The following is a 22,818-nucleotide window of genomic DNA, read 5'->3' as shown; positions in this document are numbered from 1 at the left end:
TAACAAAACCAGTCAATGTGCGGAATCGCTGGTATATTAAACTTGAATGGAGAACCTGCTTCTCCAGTGCTGATTAAAAAAATGACTGATGCCATTGCTCATAGAGGGCCAGATGGAGAAGGTCATTTTGTAGACAATTGTTTAGCTTTAGGACATCGCCGCCTAGCAATTATTGACTTATCTCCTGCGGGACATCAACCAATGTCTACCCAGGATGGTAGGTTTATTGTCAGCTATAACGGTGAGATTTATAACTTTAATGAACTGCGAATAGAGTTAGAGTCTTTGGGCTATCAATTTCGGTCGCGGACAGATACCGAGGTATTACTATATGCCTATGCCAAATGGGGTGATAAGTGTCTAGAGCGATTCAATGGAATGTTTGCCTTTGCTGTTTGGGATAGACAGCAAAGAGAGCTTTTTTTAGCACGCGATCGCTATGGAATTAAGCCTTTATACTACACACAAGTAGATGGTAAATTTTTGTTTGGCTCTGAAGTAAAAGCGATTTTAGCTCATCCTGCTTACTGCAAAGATATTGATTTTGAAGCCTTAAAAGAATATTTTACATTTCAAAACTTTTTAACTGATAAAACATTATTCAAAGGAGTAAAATTAGTTCCGGCTGGCACATATCTAAAAATATCCTTGGCTACGCAAAAGCAGGTACAAAAACAATATTGGGATTATCACTTTACTGAGCCAGAAAATCCTGATGATGAAAGGGAATATATCGAAGAATTAGATCGACTTTTTCATCAAGCAGTGAGTCGTCAGTTAATTAGTGATGTAGAGTTGGGTGCTTATTTGAGTGGAGGGATAGATAGTGGCTCAATTACAGCGATCGCAGCTCAACAACTTCCCTATATTAAGTCCTTCACCTGTGGTTTTGACCTCAATTCCGCTTCTGGCGTAGAAGTCAGTTATGATGAGCGAGAAGCAGCCGAGTATATGTCTTATCTGTTCAAAACCGAACATTATGAAATGGTTTTGAAAGCAGGAGATATGGAACGAGTAATGCCTAATTTAGCATGGCATTTAGAAGAACCCCGTGTCGGACAGAGTTATCCCAATTTTTACGTAGCACAGTTAGCCAGTAAATTTGTCAAAGTAGTTCTTGCTGGTACTGGTGGAGATGAACTATTTGCTGGTTATCCTTGGCGTTATTACCGTGCAGTAGTCAATGATGATTTTGAGCATTACGTTGACAAATATTATAGTTTTTGGCAGAGGTTACTATCTCCGCCAGAAATCCAACAAGTTTTTCAACCAATTTGGTCAAAAGTAGCACATATTTCTACCAAAGATATTTTTAGCAGCGTCTTTAAACAGCACTCTGTTGAGTTAACCCGTCCAGAAGACTATGTAAACCATTCTCTTTACTTTGAAGCTAAAACTTTTTTACATGGGCTTTTAGTCGTAGAAGATAAATTGAGTATGGCTCATTCCTTAGAAACTAGAGTTCCGTTTCTCGATAACGATCTAGTAGATTTTGCCATGAAAATCCCGACTCGGTTAAAATTGGGCAATCTCACAGAAGTTGTCAGATTAAATGAAAATGAACCAGGAAATAAAACTGATAAATATTTTCAGAGAACCAAAGACGGTAAATTACTCCTGCGTAAAGTGATGAGTAATTATATTCCGAATACTCTAACTGAACGAGTTAAACAGGGATTTTCTGCACCTGATGCTAGTTGGTTTAAAGGCGAAAGTATTGATTACGTCCGTCGCACAACTGAAAATAACCGTGCTAACATTTATAAATTTTTAGATAAATCAGCCGTACAAAAGTTAGTAGATGAACATTTGCAAGGTAAAGCAAATCGGCGTTTATTAATTTGGTCATTGTTGAATTTAGAACAATGGTGTCACCTGTTTTTGAATAATTAGCTGATATTGAGCCAATATAAAATATGTCAATTTTAAAAAAATCTATGTGGGAATTTCGGGAGGTTTTCTCTTTATTTCAAAAACATAGACAACTAATTTTTGAAATGGCGAAACGAGAGATTACAGATAAATATCAGGGGCAAGTTTTAGGAAATATTTGGACAATTATTCACCCTTTAACTTTGATAGGCGTATATATATTTATATTTGTCTTTGTATTTAAAGTCAAAATTGGGGAAAATAAAAATATGCCCCTCGACTATACCACCTATTTATTATCAGGATTAATTCCTTGGTTAACTTTACAAGAAATCCTATCAAAGTCTACTACAGTCATAGTTAGTCATGCAATTTTAGTCAAACAGCTAGTATTTCCTATTGAAATATTACCTATTAAAAGTGTTATTGCCTCACTGATTAACCAGATTATCTTTTTACTCATTCTGCTTGTATATATAATTTTCTATCTCAAGACTATACATCTTACTTTTATTATTCTACCTCTATTAATATTTATTCAAACCTTGATGATGATAGGCATTGCTTACATACTTTCTGCAATAGGAGTATACTTTAAAGATATTAAAGATTTTGTCCAAATTTTTACTGTTGTTGGAGTTTATTTACTGCCAATTTTTTATTTACCAGAACAAGTTCCCCAGCTATTTCGTCCTCTACTATACCTAAACCCTTTTAGTTACATCACTTGGTGTTATCAAGATACACTTTACTATGGTAGATTTGAACACCCTAGCTCATGGATTATCTCAATTATTTTAGGTCATATTGTTTTCTCAATGGGTTACAAAATATTTGATAAATTAAAAGTAATGTTTGGTAATTTGCTATGAATGATGACATCATTTCAGTTAAAAATTTATCAATGGCATATCCTGTTTATAAAAGTCCGAAAGATATGTTTTTGGAAATGTTAACTGGAGATTTACGTCATGATTCATTTTGGGCATTGAAAGATATTACTTTTTCTATAAAAGCTAAACAAAGAGTAGGTATAATAGGGCCGAATGGTTCGGGAAAAAGCACTTTATTAAAAATCATTACAGGTAATTTAAAACCAACTTCTGGAAAAATAGAAGTTAATGGTAACATTTCTGCCATGTTAAGTTTAACTTCATTTTTAAACCCTGAAGAAACTGGATTAGAGAATATTCGCTTTAACTTAATTATGAATGGCTGTAAAAAAGCGGATACTGAAGTTTTAACAGAAGAAATTATTGAGTTTACAGAACTAGGACACTTTATATATAGTCCCGTGAAAACCTATAGTTCAGGGATGAATGCTAAACTAGCATTTGCGATTACAACTGCAATTAAACCAGAAATATTAGTAGTTGATGAAATCTTGAGTGTTGGCGATGCTTATTTTATGGGTAAAGCCACTAAAAGAATGATAGAACTTTGTGAGCAAGGAAAAGGATTAATATTTGTTAGTCACTCTACCAGTGCGATCCAAATGTTATGCGATACAGCTATCTGGTTAGATAATGGTTCAATTAGAGAAATAGGAGAAGCACAATATGTATTAAATCATTATGAGGAAGATTATAGAAAAAGAGAAGATGAAGCTACAAGAACGGGAAATATAGCTAAAAAACAGCAAAATAGTTATAAATTGAATCTTTTAGATGTGGCTGATGCTAATGTTTTGCTGCTGAGAATCGTATCTAATCAAAAAAATGGCATTTTAGCAGATACACATTATATTCGTAATATCAATCTGTCTGGTGAAACAATAGGGAATAAAACTGTTCCGTTAACACTCCAAGATTTTGAAAATCCAGAGATTGACGTTTACCTTGATGTCCTAACTTCTGAATGGGGTAGGCTATATTCTAAGGAGCAATATGAATGTAGGATTCTTAGTGCTAAATCAGGTAAAAAAACAGGTGGGCATATAGTAATTAAAGCTACAAATTTACCTTTAGAAGACAATAAATATAAACTCAAACTTTATTTAGAAAGTCAATCAATTTTAAACAAAGAAAAGTTAGATATTGAATTTATTAATTATCAGACAGGTACTTGGGAAAAAGCTGATATTATTGAATCTCAAATTTTAAAAGATGGATGGGAAGCGAGGATTGCAAATCTACAAATTCCCTATGTTGATCATCAGCAATATCAGGTAATGCTGACAAAACTGCAAGAAGAAAATAAGCCTGATATTGAAATTGAAAAAATTTACCTGATTGCTGATGGGTTAGAAAAATTTGCCATCAATGAACAACAACCTTTTGAAATTGCAGTGACAATAATTGCGAATCGGCTAGTCCCTATTGTCGATGTTGGTATAAAAATCATGCGTGCAGATGGAGTCTACGTTTTTTGGCAATCTAGTGGATGTGATTATCAAAATTTACATGATATAGAGGGGAGAGTCACGATTTATTTTAAATTTCATCAAAACTACTTATCAGCAGGTGAATATCATGTTTCTGCTTACTGTGCTAATGGTTGGGATATAAAAAACAATTATCCTTACAGTGAAGTATTTGCGCGGAAAGTTTCTGATTTGAAGTTTAAAGTCAATAATGAATTTCCTGCTTTGGATTTTGGATTACTTAACCAACGTGTTCCTGTGGAGTATATAAAAGAGGATATCAACAAGCAATGAATATTTTTGAAAAAACCAGAATTCGTCAACTGCAAGAAAGTCAAGACAGATTGATTAAACGTTTTTTATTTGAGCAAGATTATGCAAAAAACATGGCTGTTCATCCATTACACGCTTGTATTGGAGATTGGATAGAGTTAGGACAAAGCAATCAAGTTTTAGAATTAGGATGTGGGCCTGGTAAGTATGTAGCCTTGCTCAGTACACTGGGATTTAATGTTGTAGGGGTTGATCCTCTAGTTTTTCCTAGTTGGGAAATGATTAGAGAAAATACTTCAGCTACTTTATTAGATAGTGTTTATGCAGAAAATTTACCTTTTAGTTCTGAATACTTTGATCATGCTGTTTGTTTAGGTGCATTGTTATATTTTGAAAGTCCTGAAAAGGCTCTATCAGAACTCAAGCGTGTAGTCAAGCCAGGAGGCAAAATTATCATTAGAACAGTTAATAAAAATAATCTGTATACTCTTAATACTGGCAAGAAATTAGATCCTGCTTCTAAAAACTTATACTCAATGCCTGACTTAATTCAGCTAATTGAAAATAGTGGGATGATTGTCGAAAAAAATTTCTCTTTTGGTTTTTGGCCGCCTTTGTTAACAGATTTGTGGTGGTATTTGTTGTCTGTATATATTTCTCCATCGTTGCAAGTTCAGTTATCTAACCTTCTGAAGCCAGAAAATCGCATCAATAATATTCTATTTGCCACAGTACCTTTTGATTAAAAACACGTATGTTTTATGAATAAATTATTGGATATATCAAATATTTTATTCACTTATGGCTTTGTGGGAGAACTCAATAGTGTTACCCCAAAGGTGATAATTTCGGCAGATGCTAGCGAGTTTTTATCTATTCCTGTTAAGTGTCATCAAGAATTAGGTAAACAGTTTTACTATGCACATAAAAATAAACTCAGATGGTTTGATAGTCGTCAACCTAAATATTATGCTTTACTACCACATATTTCTTTTACTGGAGATAATTTAGAACCTGTATGGACTAATGATAAAGGACGCTGTGTTGTTGCTTGGTATAAAGGTGATAATCAACGGATTTTATTGATAGGTATTAATGTTACTGAAGAAATTATACGACATCGACAAGGAGATGCTAAAAAAGTTGAGGAAGCTGAATATAAGGGGGGATTTGGCTTTAATAATGAGCGTGCTAATTACTTGTTTGAAGAACAAATTTTGCCAGAATATTCTACACAACCTTGGGCTGACTATCTCGGTTTTTTATTGGCGGAAAATTTATCTATTCTGAGTGGTTATCCACTCATTGAACCATTCCCAAAAGGTGCTAAAGGTGCTGTGATTCTAACCGGGGATGATGATTGGGCTTATTTAGAAAAATATGCTGAACAATTGCGCTGCATTAATAATATACCGATTACTTATTTTTTAGTGACTCAAACTCGTCACACTCCAGAGACTTTAGCTCAATTACCATCTAATGTGGAAATTGGCTTGCATCCAGATGCTTTAGCTAAACCAGAGGAATATGATAGATTGTGTGCAGAACAAGCGGCGGAAATTCGCCAACTTAGTAAAAAACCAATTCGTACTTTACGCAATCATGGCTATCTAAGCAAAGGTTATCTTGGTCATTTAAAAGCTTGGGAAGAAAATAATATTGCTTTAGATGTAAATTATACTAATACAGATGGTACGGCTTTAAACGGTTCTTTTTTGCCTATGCGAGTACGTCGCTTAGATGGTACTTGGTCTGATCATTATAGTTTATTAACGGCGTTTGGAGATGGGATAATTTATGCTTTGAAATTAAGTGAAAAACAAGCAGCGCAACGTATACGAAAATTAGCTAACCAGATAGAAGTAAATTATCCTGGGGTGCTGGTATTTAACTTTCATCCTCAAAATATTCAGGATACCCGCAAATTGCATGAGGAGGTGATAGCATTGTCTCGGCGTTCTGGTTGGATAGCATTAGGTTTGGAAACCTACCTTAACTGGCTAGAAATGCTGGCAAGTATCAAGATGAAAAAAGTTGATAATCAATTGATACTAACTTCACCACAGGATGTAAAAGATGTTGTTTTACGTTACCCAGTTGGTAAGAAATGGCGGAGGAAATTTATTAATGCTTGGTCTGGTGAGCTAAAACTTGATATAAATATATTTAAATAATTTTATAGGTATTAGAGATGAGTTATCAAGTAATACCAATTCTCTATGAAGTTACACAGAAAAACAATGTAGAGACGTTGCATGCAACGTCTCTACAGCGCAGAATAAAGTGCATCTATGGCTACGCCAAGCAAGCTACATCAAGAAACGGTATAAGCCTTAAATTGCCTGGTACTTTATAGCAACACTTAACCCACCCAGAAAGATGGTGCGTTACGGCTAATTTTGACTCTCTTATGTTCCGAAATCCTTGCATAGCCGTAACACACCCTACTTAATATTTAATTTATAAATAGCCTCTTAATGAAGAAAATAACAAATATATTATTTAATTTGCCTGTAATATCTCAGATTAAAAAGAGCCAGCCATTATTAACAAGTTGGTTAAGAAGATTGGAGGTTAGACAAAACGCAATAGAACCTGTTGACAATCAGGTTACTGCACTCAATGACAATGTTGAAGAAACAAGATATAACAATATTGATTACACTCCTTGGAATCATCCCTATTTGACAGCAAACAATATTAGTAGATTTCAAAAATACTCTGAATCTGTATGGGAATTTGCCTTAAGTTATGTTAATCAACATCAAGAACCATTGAAATGTGCTTTCTTGGATAATATGGCTCAAAATATGCACAAATGGGCTATGTTAGTGCAGAAATATGATCAGGAAGTGGCTCTATTTCCAAATGTTGCAGATGTTAGTGCTATTAGCGCACCGGAATGGGAAAATTTTGATGGTGAACATTTAGATTTATTAGATGGTGCAAATTTTTTAAATGCTCATCCGAATATTGGTTTAGAAATACCCTGTTATCGCATACCATTAGAAGGGTCAGATTTTTATGCAGCATATCTCAAGTTTTGTGAAGGCGATCGCTCACCTTTACTGCATTTATTGAAAGCATCTCTTTCTTTGCGTCATGAGCCTTTGATTACTTATCAAGGCGTATATCCATATTACCAGTTAGCAACAGCCCTGTCACAATTTGATGTGATATACGGTACAAATATTCCCATAGCCGCTTATCTCAGTGGTAAACCTTACTGCGTTGCTTCTACTGGCGGAGATTTGCAGTTTTCCGCAGGTATGAGTCATGATTTTGGGCAAATCATGAATTTATCTTTTAATGCTGCTAGGTTTTTGATGATTTCTAATCCTCATACTTTAGGACATTGTAGGCGGCTGGGTTTAACTAATGGTGTATATCTACCTTATCCAATGGATGATCAACGTTATTTTCCAGGGGAAGGGAAAGCACGAAAAGAGTGGGAAGCAAAATATGGTAAAGGGGTATATGTACTAACTACATCTAGATTAGATAAAAAAGTTAAAGGGCAGAACGAAACATATTTTGAAACACTAATTAATGTAGCTAAACAAAAACCTGAAATTCGGTTTATATTTCTCGCCTGGGGTAATGACGCTAGTGAATTTAGGCAAAAATTACAATTATCGGGAATGCAAAATCAATTTATAATTCTCAATCCCGTAGGCAAAAAACGGTTAATTGATTACTATCGTTCCTGTGACATTTTATTAGATCAGTTCGTCTATGGTTATTATGGTGCAACTGCTTTGGAAGCAGCAGCAATTGGTAAACCAGTGATTATGAAACTGCGAACAGAGCAATATAAACCTTTGTATTCGGGTGATGTTGCACCTATGGTTAATGCTAGTACACCCGGTGATATTGCTCAAGCATTGCTGTTTTTGGTAGATAATCCAGAATTTCGCCAAAACAAAGGTTTGGAGTTGCGAAAATGGTTAGTGCGGCATCACGGTGAAGAGAAAACAGTACCGTTAATGATTGCTTTGTTGCGGTTAACAGCAGATCAAGTTCCACTACCCAAGGATTTGATTAACCCATTATGGGATGATATCAATGCTGAAGAGGAAATCTATCACGCTGCTTGCAAACAATCAAATAGTAATTGAATTATTGTTGATTTATGATTACCCACTCTCAACCTTGGATTACTGATGCTGACAAACAAGCTGTTACAGTCGTACTAGGAAGTGGGATGATTGCTCAAGGACAGTTAGTACATCAGTTTGAAATAGAAGTAGCACATTACTTAGGTTTAGCTGGTGGGGTGGCGGTTGCTAGCGGTTCTACTGCTTTGGTATTGGCTAATCAAAAAAGTCGTCTTAGCTTGTCAAACAATCTGGTAAAAAAAACGTGAGCATTCAATTAGATATTTTAACAAAAGATAGAGAGGATGATTATGAAAGTTTTTTGCATTATTGTCAAGAATCTCTTCTCTATAGCTCATTAAAGTATCGGAATTTCTTGCAAAAAATTTTAGTTAACAGTCAAGATTATTATCTATTAGCTTACGATTCTGGACGTTTAGTTGGTGCATTACCATCATTCGTTAAGCGTCACCCTATCTATGGAAATGTACTCAACTCTCTACCTTTTTATGGTAGTAATGGCGGAATAATTATTTCACCCCAAGCATCCCACCCAGAAAAAGTTCAACAAGAATTGTTGGATGCTTTTGACTGTTTAGCTAGTCAAGAATCTGTAGTAGTTTCTACATTAATATCTAATCCTTTAGATTCTGATGTCAATTTCTATGAATCTCACTGTTCCTATACATTCCGAGATAAACGCATTGGACAATTAGTTGATTTACCTACCAATACTAGCAACGATGACAGCATTTCCGAAATGCTTATGGGATTATTCCACCAAAAAACCCGTAACTGTGTGAGAAAAGCACAGAAAAGTGAGATTTATATCTATCATTCCGATTCTTTGGCATCACTACAAGCTTTGGCAGATTTACATCATGAGAATATTTTAGCCATTGGGGGAATCCCGAAACCTTGGTCAGTGTTCTCTGCTATTCGAGAAACATTTACTTATGACCGCGATTATCGCATATATTTAGCGGAAAAAGATGAGCAAATTATTGCTGGATTATTAGTTTTTTTCTACAATTGCACTGCTGAGTATTATACACCAGCTACACTGGCAAGCTATCGGATTTATCAACCTATGAGTCTGATTATCTATGAAGCTATGTTAGAAGCGATAAAACGGGGTTGTCTTTACTGGAATTGGGGGGGGACATGGTTGACGCAAACTGGAGTTTATAATTTTAAATCTCGTTGGGGGACAAAAGATAAACCCTACTTTTATTATATCAAGGAATATGACAATTCCTCCTCATTACGTCAATTGACAAGTAAACAAATATTGGCTGAATACCCATATTTTTATGTTTTGCCTTTTCACGTTTTACAAAAATAAGAATAATATTTACATCATGAATAAGAATTATAAAGAAGTTTCTTCCTTTGACACACAAGAAAGATTACCTAATTTTCAAAAAAATCAATTTGAAGAAGACTTTTTTGAAAATTTAAATCAAATGCTCATACCACTGCAAAATATGGTCGAAAAACAAGCAGTGTTGGGATTAAATTATCCGATTATATTAATTTTGGGAACTCAAAGGTCAGGTTCTACTTTATTAAGTCAGATATTAGCATCTAGATTAGATATTGGCTATCCATCAAATTTGATGGCTAGATTTTATGAAACTCCTGCTGTGGGTGCTGTGATGCAAAAAATTCTGATTGGCGATCGCTTTCATGAATGCCGACAATACAAAAGTCAGCACGGCGTGACAAAACGGATTGAAGAACCCCATGAATTTGGTTATTTTTGGTCGCGCCATTTGGGAATTTGTGAAGATGTCCATGAACCAGATACAAGGGATTTACAAAAAGTCAATATCGCTCAATTAAGTGCAGAATTAAATGCAATTTTGAATGTATTTGAAAAACCAGTATTATTTAAGTGCTTATTATGTGACTTTTTTATTCCGGTTTTAAAGCAAATTCCTAACGTCTTTTTTATAGATTTACAGAGAAATTTAATTGATGTAGCAGAATCAGTGTGGCGGGTGCGTCAAGAAAGGCTGGGTTCTGTTGATAAATGGTGGTCTTTGAGAACGAGAAACTACGCAAGTCTGAAAAACCTACCTCCTGAAGAGCAAATAGCCCGACAGTTGCTAGGAATTCGTCATGCGATTGATAGAGATTTAGGGCAAGTTGCTCAGGAAAGGAAAATGGTAATTACCTATAAAGAGTTAGTACAAGCACCAGAAGCAATTATTGATAATTTTGCCCAAAAATTACAACAAATAGGTTGCTCTATCCTGAAAGTTGGTAATCCAGTGTCTAATTTGTCTGCTCCAGCCAGGATGGGAGAGGAAAATCAGATTCGGAGCAAACTCAGACAGGCTTTAGCAGATGCAGCGAGCCAATAATTTTCTTGTGGTTCAGATTGACAAACTACCACATATCACTATAATTTTATGTCTGGCTGGATTAGTGGAGGTTAAATAAAACTGCAACAGCGTGGTGTGACAGTTTGGTTGACAGGTCTGAGTGGTTCGGGTAGAACTACGATTAGCTCAAAAGTGGCTATGGAGTGGCGATCGCACGGCTACAAATTCGAGTGATTAGACATAGCAGATAGTGTTACCAAAGTTTTCACAGAGTTGGTAGACCGAAATGAAGGCGATCGCATAATTTTAGATAAATTTATAGGTAAATAAATGCAGATAACTTCCCCAGCATTCGACGAGCAAGAAATCCTGATGATCAAGCAATGCTTGGACTCAGGATGGGTGACACAGGGGCCAATGACTCGCCAATTTGAGGAGTTATTCCAACAGCAACACCAAGTAAAATATGCTCTAGCCACTACTTCCTGTACTGCTGGTTTACATCTGGCCGCTATGGCTTTGCAATTAGAACCAGGAGATGAAGTGATTGTCCCTGCATTCACCTGGGTGACATCTGCTCATTGTGCAGAATATGTTGGTGCAAAGGTAGTCTTTGCTGATGTAGAAAGAGATACATTTAACATTGATCCTGTGGCTTTGGAAGCAGCTATCACACCTAAAACGAAAGCTGTAGTGGTAGTGCATCTATTTGGACTAGCTGCACCGATGACAGAAATTTTAGCGATCGCACACAAGTATAATCTTGCCATCATTGAAGACGCTGCTTGCGCCGTTGGTACTACATATAATGGCAAACCAGTCGGTGGATTGGGTGATATTGGTTGTTTCTCCTTTCATCCCCGGAAAGTCATTACCACAGGTGAAGGTGGAATGGTGACAACTAATAATCCAGAGTTAGCAGAAAAACTCAAAGTTTTAAGAAATCATGGTGCTTCGCCCAATCCCGATGTTGAAGCTACAAAGCCTTATTATATGGGACGCTTTGATCACTTGGGTTATAATCTGCGGTTCACTGATATTCAAGCAGCGATCGGCATAGCACAAATGCAAAAGTTAAATCAACTTTTATCTGAGCGCATCAATCTAGCTAAACAATACAATCTCTATCTAGAAGGCATTGCTGATATTGCTTTGCCAATTATACCTCATCTGTGTGGTCACAGTTACCAATCTTACGTCATCAGAATCATGGCAGGTGGTGTCAATCGCCGCAACGCAATTATGGAAGCAATGGCAGCAGATGGTATTCAAACTAGGCCGGGAACTCATGCTGTACACCGCCTTGGTTATTATCAAAATAAATATAATCTCAAAGCGGAACAATATCCTAATGCAGCCGATGCTGAAGATTTATCAATTACATTACCAATATTCCCTGGCATGAATGAAAGCGATCAACAGCTAGTAATTAATTCCTTGAAGGCTGGACTGCAAAAATATTCGGCAATTTCACCATAGATTCTGGAAAATTATAATTTTAATCAGAGTTATCCAGAAGTATAAATCAATTGCTCAACAACATGATTAATATCTTTATTAAAAAAATAAAATTCGTTAACTGAATTTACCAATAATATGCAGGAAATCCCAGCTAAGAACTATTTGATATTAGTAGAAAAATTCAAAGATAAATATGGGCGATCGCCCAGTATCTTACACATAGGTAACATAGCCAACAACGCCTACAATAACGCTAAATTACTGAACAAATTAGGATTTGATTGTGACGTTATTTGCTATGATTATTACCACATTATGGGTTGTCCCGAATGGGAAGATGCAGACTTTCAAGGAGAAATTAAAGACCAATTTTTCCCTAATTGGAATGCAGTTGATTTAAAAAACTTTCAACGCCCTAAGTGGTTTGCTCAAGGTTTCCTCAAGTTTTGTATTTATTATTTAGTAGCAAAACGTCAAAATCGAAAAATCTCAGCCTGGTTGTGGTGGCAAGCCCTAGAAATTGGAAGATTGTATATCTGCTTGATAAATCGGCTATTATCTAAATATCCTTTTCTTGCCAAAATCTTCAATTTTCTCAAGGGTGTTAAAAAGACTAGGTTGGTTATATCTAAGTTTTTTCACTACATATTTATTTTTTTTTATTGCCTAAAATCCTATACCATAACTATTGTTAAACAGAAAACTAGCTTTTTTGATAATTTTTCTAAAAAAATTAATTTAATTCCATCTAGAAATAGCTTACCAAAAAAAACTGAAAGTAGCGAATTTGATGAGCGAGTTAAGGAAATAGTTGAATTATTTCAACGAAATTTTCCTGAACGAGAAGATCAACTATCCTTTGATGACTTAGAACCTTATCGTCATATTATTCCATTTTGGAAAAAGCTGTTCGATAACTATGATATTATTCAAGGCTATTCTACAGACCCCATTTTACCTTTATTAGCAAAACATCCCTATTTCGCTTTTGAACACGGAACATTAAGAGATATACCTTTTGAACCCACCGCGCGGGGAAGATTAACATCAATCGCATATAGTGAAGCTGAACACGTTTTTGTCACCAACTCAGACTGCATCAATAATGCCATCTTTTTAGCAGATAACCGTGTTTCGGCGATGAATCATCCCTACGACGAAAATCATGGTTTACAAGTAGACGGTTGGCAAGAATTAAGACAAGAACTATGTAAGAAATTGAACGCAGACTTTTTGTTTTTCTTTCCTACACGTCATGACTGGGTATCTGGAAGTGGGTATGCCGATAAAGGTAATGATATTTTTTTAAATGCCTTTTGTCATCTGCGCCAAGCAGGTTATAAAGTCGGGTTGGTATGTTGTCAGTGGGGCGCAAATGTTCAAGATAGTATCAAGCTTTTATCTGCTAAAAATTGTGTTGATTTCGTACTTTGGAGTCAGCCAATGGGAACTATTCAATTTGAACGCACAGCGAAAGCCTGTCATGTAGTAGTTGATCAATTTAAACTTGGCTCGTTTGGTGGAATTGTATTTAAAGCAATGGCCGTTGCTGCTCCTATTTGTACTTATATTAATGAAAATGAAATTCTCAAGCACTACAGTGAAATACCACCTGTAATCAACTGTAAAAACGAAGATGAACTTGTTGTTAATCTGGAAGCATATATTAAAAATCCTGCCCAATTATCTGATTTGGCATCAGCCTCAAAACTGTGGATAGATAAACATCATAGTTCATGGGATACCCTGAAAACACAAGTAGAACAATATGATAAATTTCTCAATCAAAGCAAAAACTTACTAAACAATATATGATTAGGTGATAATCAAAAGGCAATAGATAATATGAAAACAGAATTGGCTTCTTATTTATGTACACCTGGAACGCTTGATGATATAGAAATTACTACTTTTCAGTCAGAAGCAGAAGAAGTTATTGAAGGTGTTTTAAACAGCAGTTCCCCGGTTTGGTATCCAGTTTTAAAAGGTGTTCCTTGTTTTTTACAGGGAACATTAAGACCTAATTTAAATTGGTTTCAAGAAAAATATAACTTACCGTCTATAGCTGAGGAGTTTGAAAGAGAATCCGCTAAAGAGCAATCCCTGACTAATGAAACATTTTCCGACAAGTGGAGACGCTTCCAAAATTATGGATTAGAATCTAGTCATCAAGAATTTTTGTATGAATGGTATTGCAAAAAATTTGGTTTTTCTACTCTAGAAGAACTACAAGCTTTTTATCAAAAGTTTGAGTATATTTTGGAAGTTGGCCCTGGTTCTGGCTTTAATACAAAATTTATTGCTGAAAATACTCCAGGAAAAGTCTTTGCAGTAGATATTTCTGAAGCAGCTTTTACTACATTTGAAAATACAAAACATCTGCCAAACTGTTATGTAGTTCAGGCTGACTTAATGGATATGCCATTTCACGATAACTTCTTTGAGTTTATTATTGCTGATGGTGTACTTCATCATACTCCTGACACTAAGAAAGCTTTCTTGGCAATTTATCAAAAACTCAAACCGGGTGGTCAATTATTTTTCTATGTTTATAAAAAAATGGGAGCAGCCCGGCAATTTTGCGACCAATATATTAGAGAATCATTTACTCAACTTGATCCAGAGAGTTGCTACAAAGCCTGTGAAGGTATCACTGAGTTAGGACGAGAATTAAGCCGCCTCAATGCTAAAATTACATTAACTCAACCAATTCCTGTTCTCGGTATCCCTGCTGGTACTCATGATGTGCAAAGATTACTTTACTACAATTTTTTAAAATGTTTCTGGAATGAAGCATTTGATTTTGAAACCAATAATATGGTTAACTTTGATTGGTATCATCCTCATAATGCTTGGCAACATACTGAGGATGAAGTCGAAGGTTGGCTGAGGGAATTAGGTATTAAAGATTATCAATTTAATCCAGCAAATCCTAATGGTATCTCTGTTCTTTTAACCAAGCCAGTACCGTGAAAACTATATTTAGGCTAATTTATGATGTTTTATCTATTGGGGTGATAATTCTAGTAATATTATTATCCCCATTCAGATTTATTTATAAAAAATTACATTCATCTCCAGTACAAAGCTTGTGGTTGGGTACACCTATTATCACTCTAGCTTTTAAAGCCAAAGCCGAGAGTCTGTTAGGGGTGAAATCAAAATCATTAGTTTATGAAACCTATTTTATTACCCAAGCTTTTGACTACAATTTGAGTCAATGGATTACTTTCCCCTTGGTAGGGAAATTATGCTCATTATTGATTTTTGGATGGGCTTGTATTTGGGCTGACAGGTTACATTTATATTGCGATCGCGGCTTACTTTTTTCTTGGCAACCTTTACAAATCAATCTCAAAGAATTAATTGTATATAAGCTTTTGGGTATACAGGTTTTTTTCTGGACATACGGGGCTGATGTCCGCAGTCAAATAACTACACAAAAACTCGGTGAACCTAATTGCTGTACAGAGTGCAATTTAGTAGGTCAAGCTTGTATATGTAATGAATCTAAACGGCTAAAATATATAGGCAAGCTTCAACAATATTCAACCGCAATGTTTTCAATGGGAGATATGATTGAATATACTCCCGGTAGCCGCAATGATTTATTTTTCTGGCCTGTAGATTTAGATGGACACAATAGAGATAAGTATCAACCAAATTATCCGCAAATAAATCATAATCAACCTCTGCATATTGTTCACGCGCCTAATCATCGCATATTCAAAGGAACTCACTTTTTAATAGAAGCAGTAGAAACACTGCAAGCTGAAGGTATTGCTATAGAATTGAGTCTTGTTGAAAGAATACCAAACGCACAAGCCTTAGAAATATATCGTACCGCCGATGTCATCTTTGATCAGTGCTTAATAGGCTTTCATGGCTATTTTGCACTGGAAGGCATGGCGATGGGAAAACCTGTGATGTGTTTTATTAGAAAACCGCAAGAATACCTTTTACACCCTGAAGAATGCCCAATTATTAATACACATATAGATACGCTCAAAGCCGACTTATTGAAACTATATAACAGTAGAGAACAACTCAGGGATATTGGTATTAAAAGCCGCCAATATATTGAGAAATACTTTACTCTTGAAGCCTTTGCCCAACGCTTGCAAACTGCTTATAAAGATTTAGGAATATCCAGATGAAAATACTGATTATTGGATACAAAGGATTTATAGGAAAGCATCTGTTTAACCACTTAAAATTATTGGAATTAGAAGTCTATGGTGTGAGTTCTGCTGAAGAAAATGGTATTGATCCAAAAACTGGGATGTTATCAGACACATTTTCTATTAGCCCTGGCACTGATGCTGTAGTTTATCTAGCACAATCACCACACTATCGCCAAGTTCCAGATCAAGCTTCACATTTACTCAATGTCAATGTTGTTAGTGCTGTGAAAGTAGCAGATATGGCACGTAAAGCGAAAGTGAAGCGATTCATTTATACTTCTACGGGTAATGTCTATCAACCAAGCTTCCAACCTTTAACAGAAACTTCACCCCTAAACAGAAATAATTGGTACTCCCTCAGCAAGATTCACGCAGAAGAAGCACTAGCCTTGTTTAGTAATGATATGGATATTACTATAGCTCGGTTATTTGGTGTTTATGGCCCTAGCCAAACTGATAAGCTTATCCCTAATTTAATTGAAAAAGTACATAAGGAAAAAAATATATTTCTGGCAAGAAATCCCCATGATTTAGATGATTTAGATGGGTTAAAAATATCTTTGCTTTATATTGATGACTTACTAAAAATATTAACAAATATTTTGTTATATCATCATCCCATTAATTGTGTAAATTTAGCAGGAAATGAAGTTTTAACTCTGAGACAGATTGTTGAGACTATAGGGAGTTTTCTACATAAATCAGTTAATTTAGAAGTTATAGAAGAATACCGAAAATTTGATTTAATTGCTGATATTCACTTATTAAATACAATCAATACTAAGTTTACACCTTTTAGTATAGGTATAGAAAAAACTATTGCCGAAAATTTAAATACAGTGAATCATTAATCTCAGTTGATTTGAGGTAAAAAACATTTGAAAATCCTACACTTACCTACATCTGTTGGTGGTCATTCTTGGGGTTTAGCTCAAGGAGAAAAGCGATTAGGGTTAACCAGTTCGGTGTTAGTTGCCCAACAAAATTGGTTAGAATATCCTGCTGATATTAATTTAAATATTCAAAATATACCATTGAAAATTTTACGGTTAGAAAAACTATTATCAACTTTTTGGGAAATCAAAAATAAATATGATGTTTTTCATTTTAATTTCGGCTCATCATTAATTCATTTCCCCGCTAAATATCTGAATCAGGTTGAACTGCCATTTTATCCCACAAAAAGTAAACTATTTGTTACCTATAACGGTTGTGATATCAGACAAAAATATCCAACTATGCAAAGGACACAAATAGCAGCTTGTCATAATCCCAACTGTTATAATGGTCAATGTAATTCAGGTAAGTTAGACCATTTTCGGCGTGAAGGTATAAAAAAAATGGAGCGTTATGTCAAGCATATTTGGGCATTAAATCCAGATTTGCTTTATTTTTTACCTCCAGAAAAATCATCTTTTTTACCTTATGCAGTGGGTGTTGATGACAGAGGTTTATTTCCTCCTAAATTAAATCATAAAAAAATCAAGATTGTCCATGCACCAACTAACCGGGAAGCTAAAGGAAGCACTTATATTTTAGCTGCTTTAGAGAAATTACAAAAAACTCATGGTCAATTTATTGATGTGCTGTTGGTGGAAAATATTCCTCATGCACAAGCTATGAAAATTTATCAAGATGCGGATTTAGTCATAGACCAAATTTTAATCGGTTGGTACGGGGGATTTGCAGTAGAAACTATGAAAATGGGCAAACCAGTCATAGCAAGAATTGCTGAGGAAGATTTACATTTTCTACCTCAAGAAATGGCAACAGATGTTTTAAAAACTATTATTAATGCTAACCCAAATAATATTTATGAAGTAATCAAACAATGTATAGAAGATAGGAATATGTTAGCTAATTATTCTGAGTTAGCTTTGGAATATGTGAAGAAATGGCATAATCTAGAATATGTGGCTAGTATTACAAAGTACCACTATGAAGCGACGTAATATCAGCTAATGTGTGGAATTGCCGGCATATTATTAGATGATGATTCAGAGATTGATTCCCATATCTTAAAATCTCTCAGCAGTTCTTTAGGCGATCGCGGCCCTGATGACTTAGGTTTCTTAGGATGGTCAGGAACATCTCCTGTCCAGATTACCCGCAATCCTGAAACTTTGCAAGCTAGCCGCATTTACTTACTGCATCGTCGTCTATCAATTTTAGATTTAAGCTCTGCTGGCTGGCAACCAATGGCAACAGCCAACGGCAGATTTTATATTGTATTTAACGGCGAAATTTATAATTACATCGAACTGCAAACCCAACTAGAAGCTTTAGGACATCCATTTTATTCCCATTCCGATACAGAAGTGCTGTTAGCAGCATACGCCCAGTGGGGTGTTTCAGCTTTAAACAAATTAGTCGGGATGTTTGCCTTTGCTATCCTAGACACTTGGGAACGCACAATATTTCTAGCCCGCGATTTTTTCGGCATTAAACCACTCTATTACACCTACTATCAAAATGGACTAGCTTTTGCTTCAGAAATTAAAGCACTCTTAAAGCTAACTGGGATTAAACGCCGTGTCAACCCCCAGCGACTCTACGATTACTTACGTTCTGGGTTAACTGATTATGGTGATGAAACCCTATTCGCTGACATTAAACAATTACCACCCTCCCATTTCCTGAAAGTTTCTCTAGAGCAACCCCAGCAAATCCAAATTGAGCGTTATTGGCAGTTAGAGCTAAACCAAAATTTAGATATATCATTTACAGAAGCTACAAAACACCTACAACACCTGTTTTTAGAAAGCGTCAATTTACATTTACGCAGCGATGTAGCAGTCGGGGCTGCTCTTTCAGGAGGTATAGATTCTTCCGCCATTATTATGTCAATGCGACATCTGCAAGGTGAAAAACTACAACTCCATACATTCAGCTACATCGCCTCAGATTCATCTCTGAGTGAAGAAAAATGGGTGGATACAATCACAGAAGCGGCGAATGTTGTCGCACATAAAATACAACCTGCTCCTGAAGACTTAATCACCGATTTGAATCAACTCATTGACTTGCAAGATGAACCTTTTGGTAGTACCAGCATTTATGCTCAGTATCGAGTTTTCCAAGGGGCAAAAGCGGCAGGAATTAAGGTAATGTTAGACGGACAGGGAGCAGATGAACTCTTGGGTGGATACCGTCCCTACTTAGCTGCACGACTCGCTTCTTTATTATGTCAAGGGCAATATAGAAAGGCTAGAGAGTTTTGGCAACGGGTAGCAAAATTACCAGGGACTAATCAAAATAAGTTGTTGTTAAGGGCTATAGGACTACTTTTACCCCCAAATATTCAAGCATCAGTCAGACAATTAGTGAACAAAGACGTGAAACCTAGCTGGTTAAATAGAAACTGGTTGCATCAAAATGGACTAATTCCTACAATCTATCAAGGTAAATTTGCTCAAGAAATACTACGCTCAGAACTTTATTCTGCTCTCACAGAAACCAGCTTACCAATGCTTTTACGTTATGAAGACCGTAATTCGATGACACACTCGATTGAAAGTCGAGTTCCTTTTCTAACACCTGCTTTGGTGAATTTTATTTTTTCTTTACCAGAAGAATTTATTATTGCTGAGGATGGAACTTCTAAAGCAATTTTCCGCCAAGCGATGCGCGGTATAGTCCCAAATGCTATTTTAGACCGTCAAGATAAAATCGGCTTTGCTACACCTGAGCAAAAATGGCTGAACAGTTTACGTCCTTGGGTGGAAGGGGTGCTAAACAGTGAAATTGCCAACCAAATTCCTGCGTTAAATTTACCCCAAATGAGAGCAGAATTTCAAGCAGTAGTAGAGGGAAAATCTGTTTTTGATTTCCGTATTTGGCGTTGGGTAAACTTAATTCTGTGGGCAGAACGTTTTAATGTGAATTTTGAAAAATGAAAATGTAGTTAATAAATTTGTATACAACTTATAGCACACTAAATAAATGAAAATTCTCACAATTGTTGGCGCACGTCCACAGTTTATTAAGGCAGCAGCAGTTTCTAGAAGGTTACAATCTCATCCTGGTATTCAAGAGGTGCTGGTGCATACGGGTCAGCACTATGACGAAAATATGTCTGATGTGTTTTTCCAAGAGTTAGAGATTCCTGCACCTAATTATCATTTAGGTGTTGGTTCTGATAGTCATGGCGCACAAACAGGAAGGATGTTAGAAGCCATTGAAAAAGTTTTGCTGGCTGAGTCGCCTGATTGGGTGCTAGTTTATGGTGATACAAACTCTACTTTGGCAGGAGCGATCGCCGCAGTCAAGCTACACATTCCTGTAGCTCATGTTGAAGCTGGTTTGCGTTCATTTAACCGCCAAATGCCAGAAGAAATCAATCGTGTACTCACTGACCACGCTGCCGATTTACTCTTTGCTCCCACTACTGCGGCTGTAGACAACTTACGCCATGAAGGAATTACTGAGGAAAAAATTCACTTGGTTGGCGATGTCATGTATGATGCGGCGATTGACTATGGAGTAAAAGCAGAGCAAAAAAGTCTGATTTTAGAACATCTGGGTCTGACTCCGCAAAAGTACATTTTGGCTACTATTCACCGTGCAGAAAATACTGACGACCCCAAGCGTTTAGAAGCAATTTTTACAGGTTTAGCGGCAATATCTCAGAATATCCCCGTAGTTTTACCACTTCATCCCCGCACCCGTGCTGCTTTGTCGCGCGCAGGGTTATGGGAAAAAGCTAGTCAGTCCCTACAATTAATAGAGCCAGTAGGATATTTAGACATGGTGATGTTAGAGAAAAATGCTCAACTTATAGCGACTGACTCCGGTGGGGTGCAGAAAGAAGCATTTTTCTATCGTGTTCCTTGTGTCACTTTACGAGCAGAAACGGAGTGGATAGAGTTAGTACAGTTGGGTTGGAATCGCCTACTACCACCGCTAAATTCTTCAGATGTGGCTAATGGTATATCAGATGCGTTGCTGAATGTTTCTGGTAGGGAAGTTTCCGAAAATCTCTATGGTGGAGGATTAGCAACTGCAAAAATTCTTCAGTTACTTACTAAGTAAGTAGGCTTAATTAATTGTTAGATAGTGGAACAGGCTTCTAGCCTGTTGACGGGCTGTCCGGCCCATCCCACATTTTATATTTAATTGCAACCAGCTACTTAAGCAATAAATTTTTTATAACCTGAGCGCGTGACAAAACATCTATTAATTAATCTGGCATTTCTGTTAACCAAACCCACAGGAACAACAACTTATGCGTTGAACCTTCTACCTCACTTACAACAACTTCAGCCTACACTCTTAGTTGCTCAAAATTTGGCTGACTATAATTGCTATTTAGTACCGCCTAATCAAACAGCAGTACAAGGCGCAAAAGGTCATTTGCGTCGCTTAATATGGACACAATTGCAGTTGCCAAAAATTTATCATCAGTTGAAATCTCATCTGTTATTTTGTCCAATACCAGAAGCACCTTTATATAGTAATTGCCGTGATGTTGTCATGTTTCATGACTTAATACCGTTGCGCTTTCCCAAACGCTTCTCGCCTATCACACCCTATTATCGTTACTACGTTCCTCAAGTTTTGAAACAGGCTCAACACATTATCTGCAATTCTCAAGCTACAGCTAGGGACATCACCGAATTTTATCAAATTCCAGACAGTAAAATTACTCCTATTCCCTTAGCATATAATCGCACTCACTTTCGTTATTTAAATCTACCTACCCGTAACTATTTTCTCTACATTGGGCGACACGAACCTTATAAAAACTTGCATCGATTAATCGCCGCTTTTGCTGGGTTAAAAAATCAGAGTGAATATGAACTATGGTTAGCAGGCCCTATTGATTCGCGTTACACGCCAAGTTTACAAATGCAGGTTAAAGAATTGGGGATAACTAATCAAGTAAAGTTTCTCAACTATGTATCTTACAGTGAATTACCTACAATTATTAATCAGGCGATCGCTCTCGTTTTTCCTAGTCTGTGGGAAGGTTTCGGTTTCCCGGTACTAGAAGCAATGGCTTGCGGTACACCAGTCATCACCTCTAACTTGTCATCTCTCCCGGAAGTAGCTGGTGATGCGGCGATTCTGATCAATCCCTACAATACAGCAGAAATCACCGACGCGATGCAGATGATGGTGAATGATTTAGAATTGCGATCGCAGCTTTCCATCCAATGTATAGCTAGAGCAAATCAGTTTAGTTGGGAAAACACGGGAAAAACGACCGTTGAAGTTTTATTACGCTTCTTGTAAACCTA

At 36.2% G+C, this 22,818-nt stretch carries 19 protein-coding genes; all 19 read left to right on the top strand.

Annotated elements, in window-relative coordinates:
* Positions 1-15: 15 nt before the first annotated feature.
* The 19 genes from asnB (A3775_RS12910) to A3775_RS12825 all read left to right on the top strand — a co-directional run bounded on the left by asnB (A3775_RS12910) (position 16) and on the right by A3775_RS12825 (position 22,813).
* Entirely contained in the window at positions 16-1,893 is a 1,878-nt protein-coding gene (gene asnB, locus A3775_RS12910; RefSeq protein WP_066425247.1) for an asparagine synthase (glutamine-hydrolyzing), read from the top strand.
* 23 nt (positions 1,894-1,916) lie between these two features.
* Complete coding sequence (locus tag A3775_RS12905) at positions 1,917-2,744, top strand: ABC transporter permease (protein ID WP_066377070.1); 828 nt, start codon at positions 1,917-1,919, stop codon at positions 2,742-2,744.
* The gene (locus A3775_RS12900) at positions 2,741-4,528 is read left to right on the top strand and encodes an ABC transporter ATP-binding protein (protein ID WP_066377072.1); all 1,788 of its coding nucleotides are present in this window, start codon (positions 2,741-2,743) and stop codon (positions 4,526-4,528) included. The genes A3775_RS12905 and A3775_RS12900 overlap by 4 nt, the downstream gene beginning before the upstream one ends.
* Complete coding sequence (locus A3775_RS12895; RefSeq protein ID WP_066377077.1) at positions 4,525-5,253, top strand: class I SAM-dependent methyltransferase; 729 nt, start codon at positions 4,525-4,527, stop codon at positions 5,251-5,253. Before A3775_RS12900 ends, A3775_RS12895 begins: the two co-directional genes overlap by 4 nt.
* 15 nt (positions 5,254-5,268) lie before the next feature.
* Positions 5,269-6,681, top strand: a complete 1,413-nt coding sequence (locus tag A3775_RS12890; RefSeq protein ID WP_066377078.1) for a hypothetical protein — start codon at positions 5,269-5,271, stop codon at positions 6,679-6,681.
* Positions 6,682-6,984: 303 nt separating this feature from the next.
* Positions 6,985-8,625, top strand: coding sequence for a glycosyltransferase (locus A3775_RS12885; protein WP_082803738.1), 1,641 nt, complete (start codon positions 6,985-6,987; stop codon positions 8,623-8,625).
* 14 nt (positions 8,626-8,639) lie between these two features.
* Positions 8,640-8,873, top strand: a complete 234-nt coding sequence (locus A3775_RS12880) for a DegT/DnrJ/EryC1/StrS family aminotransferase (protein WP_066377081.1) — start codon at positions 8,640-8,642, stop codon at positions 8,871-8,873.
* Positions 8,870-9,949: a GNAT family N-acetyltransferase gene (locus A3775_RS12875; RefSeq protein WP_066377083.1), complete on the top strand. Its 1,080-nt coding sequence runs from the start codon at positions 8,870-8,872 to the stop codon at positions 9,947-9,949. Before A3775_RS12880 ends, A3775_RS12875 begins: the two co-directional genes overlap by 4 nt.
* A gap of 16 nt (positions 9,950-9,965) precedes the next feature.
* Complete coding sequence (locus tag A3775_RS12870) at positions 9,966-10,973, top strand: sulfotransferase (RefSeq protein WP_066377084.1); 1,008 nt, start codon at positions 9,966-9,968, stop codon at positions 10,971-10,973.
* Between the two features lie 96 nt (positions 10,974-11,069).
* Positions 11,070-11,168, top strand: a complete 99-nt coding sequence (locus A3775_RS23590; protein WP_231867003.1) for an adenylyl-sulfate kinase — start codon at positions 11,070-11,072, stop codon at positions 11,166-11,168.
* 96 nt (positions 11,169-11,264) lie between these two features.
* Positions 11,265-12,413 (top strand): DegT/DnrJ/EryC1/StrS aminotransferase family protein, encoded by a 1,149-nt coding sequence (locus tag A3775_RS12865; RefSeq protein ID WP_066377085.1) that lies wholly within the window; start codon positions 11,265-11,267, stop codon positions 12,411-12,413.
* Between the two features lie 117 nt (positions 12,414-12,530).
* On the top strand, positions 12,531-14,210 hold the full coding sequence (locus A3775_RS12860) for a glycosyltransferase family 1 protein (RefSeq protein ID WP_066425245.1): 1,680 nt from the start codon (positions 12,531-12,533) through the stop codon (positions 14,208-14,210).
* A gap of 30 nt (positions 14,211-14,240) precedes the next feature.
* Entirely contained in the window at positions 14,241-15,368 is a 1,128-nt protein-coding gene (locus tag A3775_RS12855; RefSeq protein ID WP_066377087.1) for a class I SAM-dependent methyltransferase, read from the top strand.
* The gene (locus tag A3775_RS12850; RefSeq protein WP_066377089.1) at positions 15,365-16,552 is read left to right on the top strand and encodes a glycosyltransferase; all 1,188 of its coding nucleotides are present in this window, start codon (positions 15,365-15,367) and stop codon (positions 16,550-16,552) included. The genes A3775_RS12855 and A3775_RS12850 overlap by 4 nt, the downstream gene beginning before the upstream one ends.
* Positions 16,549-17,430, top strand: a complete 882-nt coding sequence (locus A3775_RS12845) for an NAD(P)-dependent oxidoreductase (RefSeq protein ID WP_066425244.1) — start codon at positions 16,549-16,551, stop codon at positions 17,428-17,430. Before A3775_RS12850 ends, A3775_RS12845 begins: the two co-directional genes overlap by 4 nt.
* Positions 17,431-17,457: 27 nt before the next feature.
* Positions 17,458-18,531: a glycosyltransferase gene (locus A3775_RS12840; RefSeq protein ID WP_066425240.1), complete on the top strand. Its 1,074-nt coding sequence runs from the start codon at positions 17,458-17,460 to the stop codon at positions 18,529-18,531.
* A 9-nt stretch (positions 18,532-18,540) separates the two neighbouring features.
* On the top strand, positions 18,541-20,475 hold the full coding sequence (gene asnB, locus A3775_RS12835; RefSeq protein ID WP_066425238.1) for an asparagine synthase (glutamine-hydrolyzing): 1,935 nt from the start codon (positions 18,541-18,543) through the stop codon (positions 20,473-20,475).
* Positions 20,476-20,521: 46 nt separating this feature from the next.
* Positions 20,522-21,610: a non-hydrolyzing UDP-N-acetylglucosamine 2-epimerase gene (wecB, locus tag A3775_RS12830; RefSeq protein ID WP_066425236.1), complete on the top strand. Its 1,089-nt coding sequence runs from the start codon at positions 20,522-20,524 to the stop codon at positions 21,608-21,610.
* Positions 21,611-21,739: 129 nt separating this feature from the next.
* A complete protein-coding gene (locus A3775_RS12825; protein WP_066425235.1) occupies positions 21,740-22,813 on the top strand; it encodes a glycosyltransferase family 1 protein in 1,074 nt (357 codons plus the stop codon).
* Positions 22,814-22,818 lie beyond the last annotated feature (5 nt).

This window comes from Anabaena sp. 4-3 (assembly GCF_001597745.1).
In the GTDB taxonomy this organism is placed as follows: Bacteria; Cyanobacteriota; Cyanobacteriia; order Cyanobacteriales; family Nostocaceae; genus Trichormus.
This window is presented reverse-complemented; position numbering and strand designations above follow the sequence as displayed.

Excerpts from the sequence above, each read along its gene's own strand:
- A3775_RS12900 (WP_066377072.1), top strand. The coding sequence starts at position 2,741 with ATGAATGATGACATCATTTCAGTTAAAAATTTATCAATGGCATATCCT.
- A3775_RS12860 (WP_066425245.1), top strand. The coding sequence starts at position 12,531 with ATGCAGGAAATCCCAGCTAAGAACTATTTGATATTAGTAGAAAAATTC.
- A3775_RS12905 (WP_066377070.1), top strand. The coding sequence starts at position 1,917 with ATGTCAATTTTAAAAAAATCTATGTGGGAATTTCGGGAGGTTTTCTCT.
- A3775_RS12845 (WP_066425244.1), top strand. The coding sequence starts at position 16,549 with ATGAAAATACTGATTATTGGATACAAAGGATTTATAGGAAAGCATCTG.
- A3775_RS12895 (WP_066377077.1), top strand. The coding sequence starts at position 4,525 with ATGAATATTTTTGAAAAAACCAGAATTCGTCAACTGCAAGAAAGTCAA.
- wecB (WP_066425236.1), top strand. The coding sequence starts at position 20,522 with ATGAAAATTCTCACAATTGTTGGCGCACGTCCACAGTTTATTAAGGCA.
- A3775_RS12890 (WP_066377078.1), top strand. The coding sequence starts at position 5,269 with ATGAATAAATTATTGGATATATCAAATATTTTATTCACTTATGGCTTT.
- A3775_RS12855 (WP_066377087.1), top strand. The coding sequence starts at position 14,241 with ATGAAAACAGAATTGGCTTCTTATTTATGTACACCTGGAACGCTTGAT.
- asnB (WP_066425238.1), top strand. The coding sequence starts at position 18,541 with ATGTGTGGAATTGCCGGCATATTATTAGATGATGATTCAGAGATTGAT.
- A3775_RS12870 (WP_066377084.1), top strand. The coding sequence starts at position 9,966 with ATGAATAAGAATTATAAAGAAGTTTCTTCCTTTGACACACAAGAAAGA.
- A3775_RS12885 (WP_082803738.1), top strand. The coding sequence starts at position 6,985 with ATGAAGAAAATAACAAATATATTATTTAATTTGCCTGTAATATCTCAG.
- asnB (WP_066425247.1), top strand. The coding sequence starts at position 16 with ATGTGCGGAATCGCTGGTATATTAAACTTGAATGGAGAACCTGCTTCT.
- A3775_RS12865 (WP_066377085.1), top strand. The coding sequence starts at position 11,265 with ATGCAGATAACTTCCCCAGCATTCGACGAGCAAGAAATCCTGATGATC.
- A3775_RS12880 (WP_066377081.1), top strand. The coding sequence starts at position 8,640 with ATGATTACCCACTCTCAACCTTGGATTACTGATGCTGACAAACAAGCT.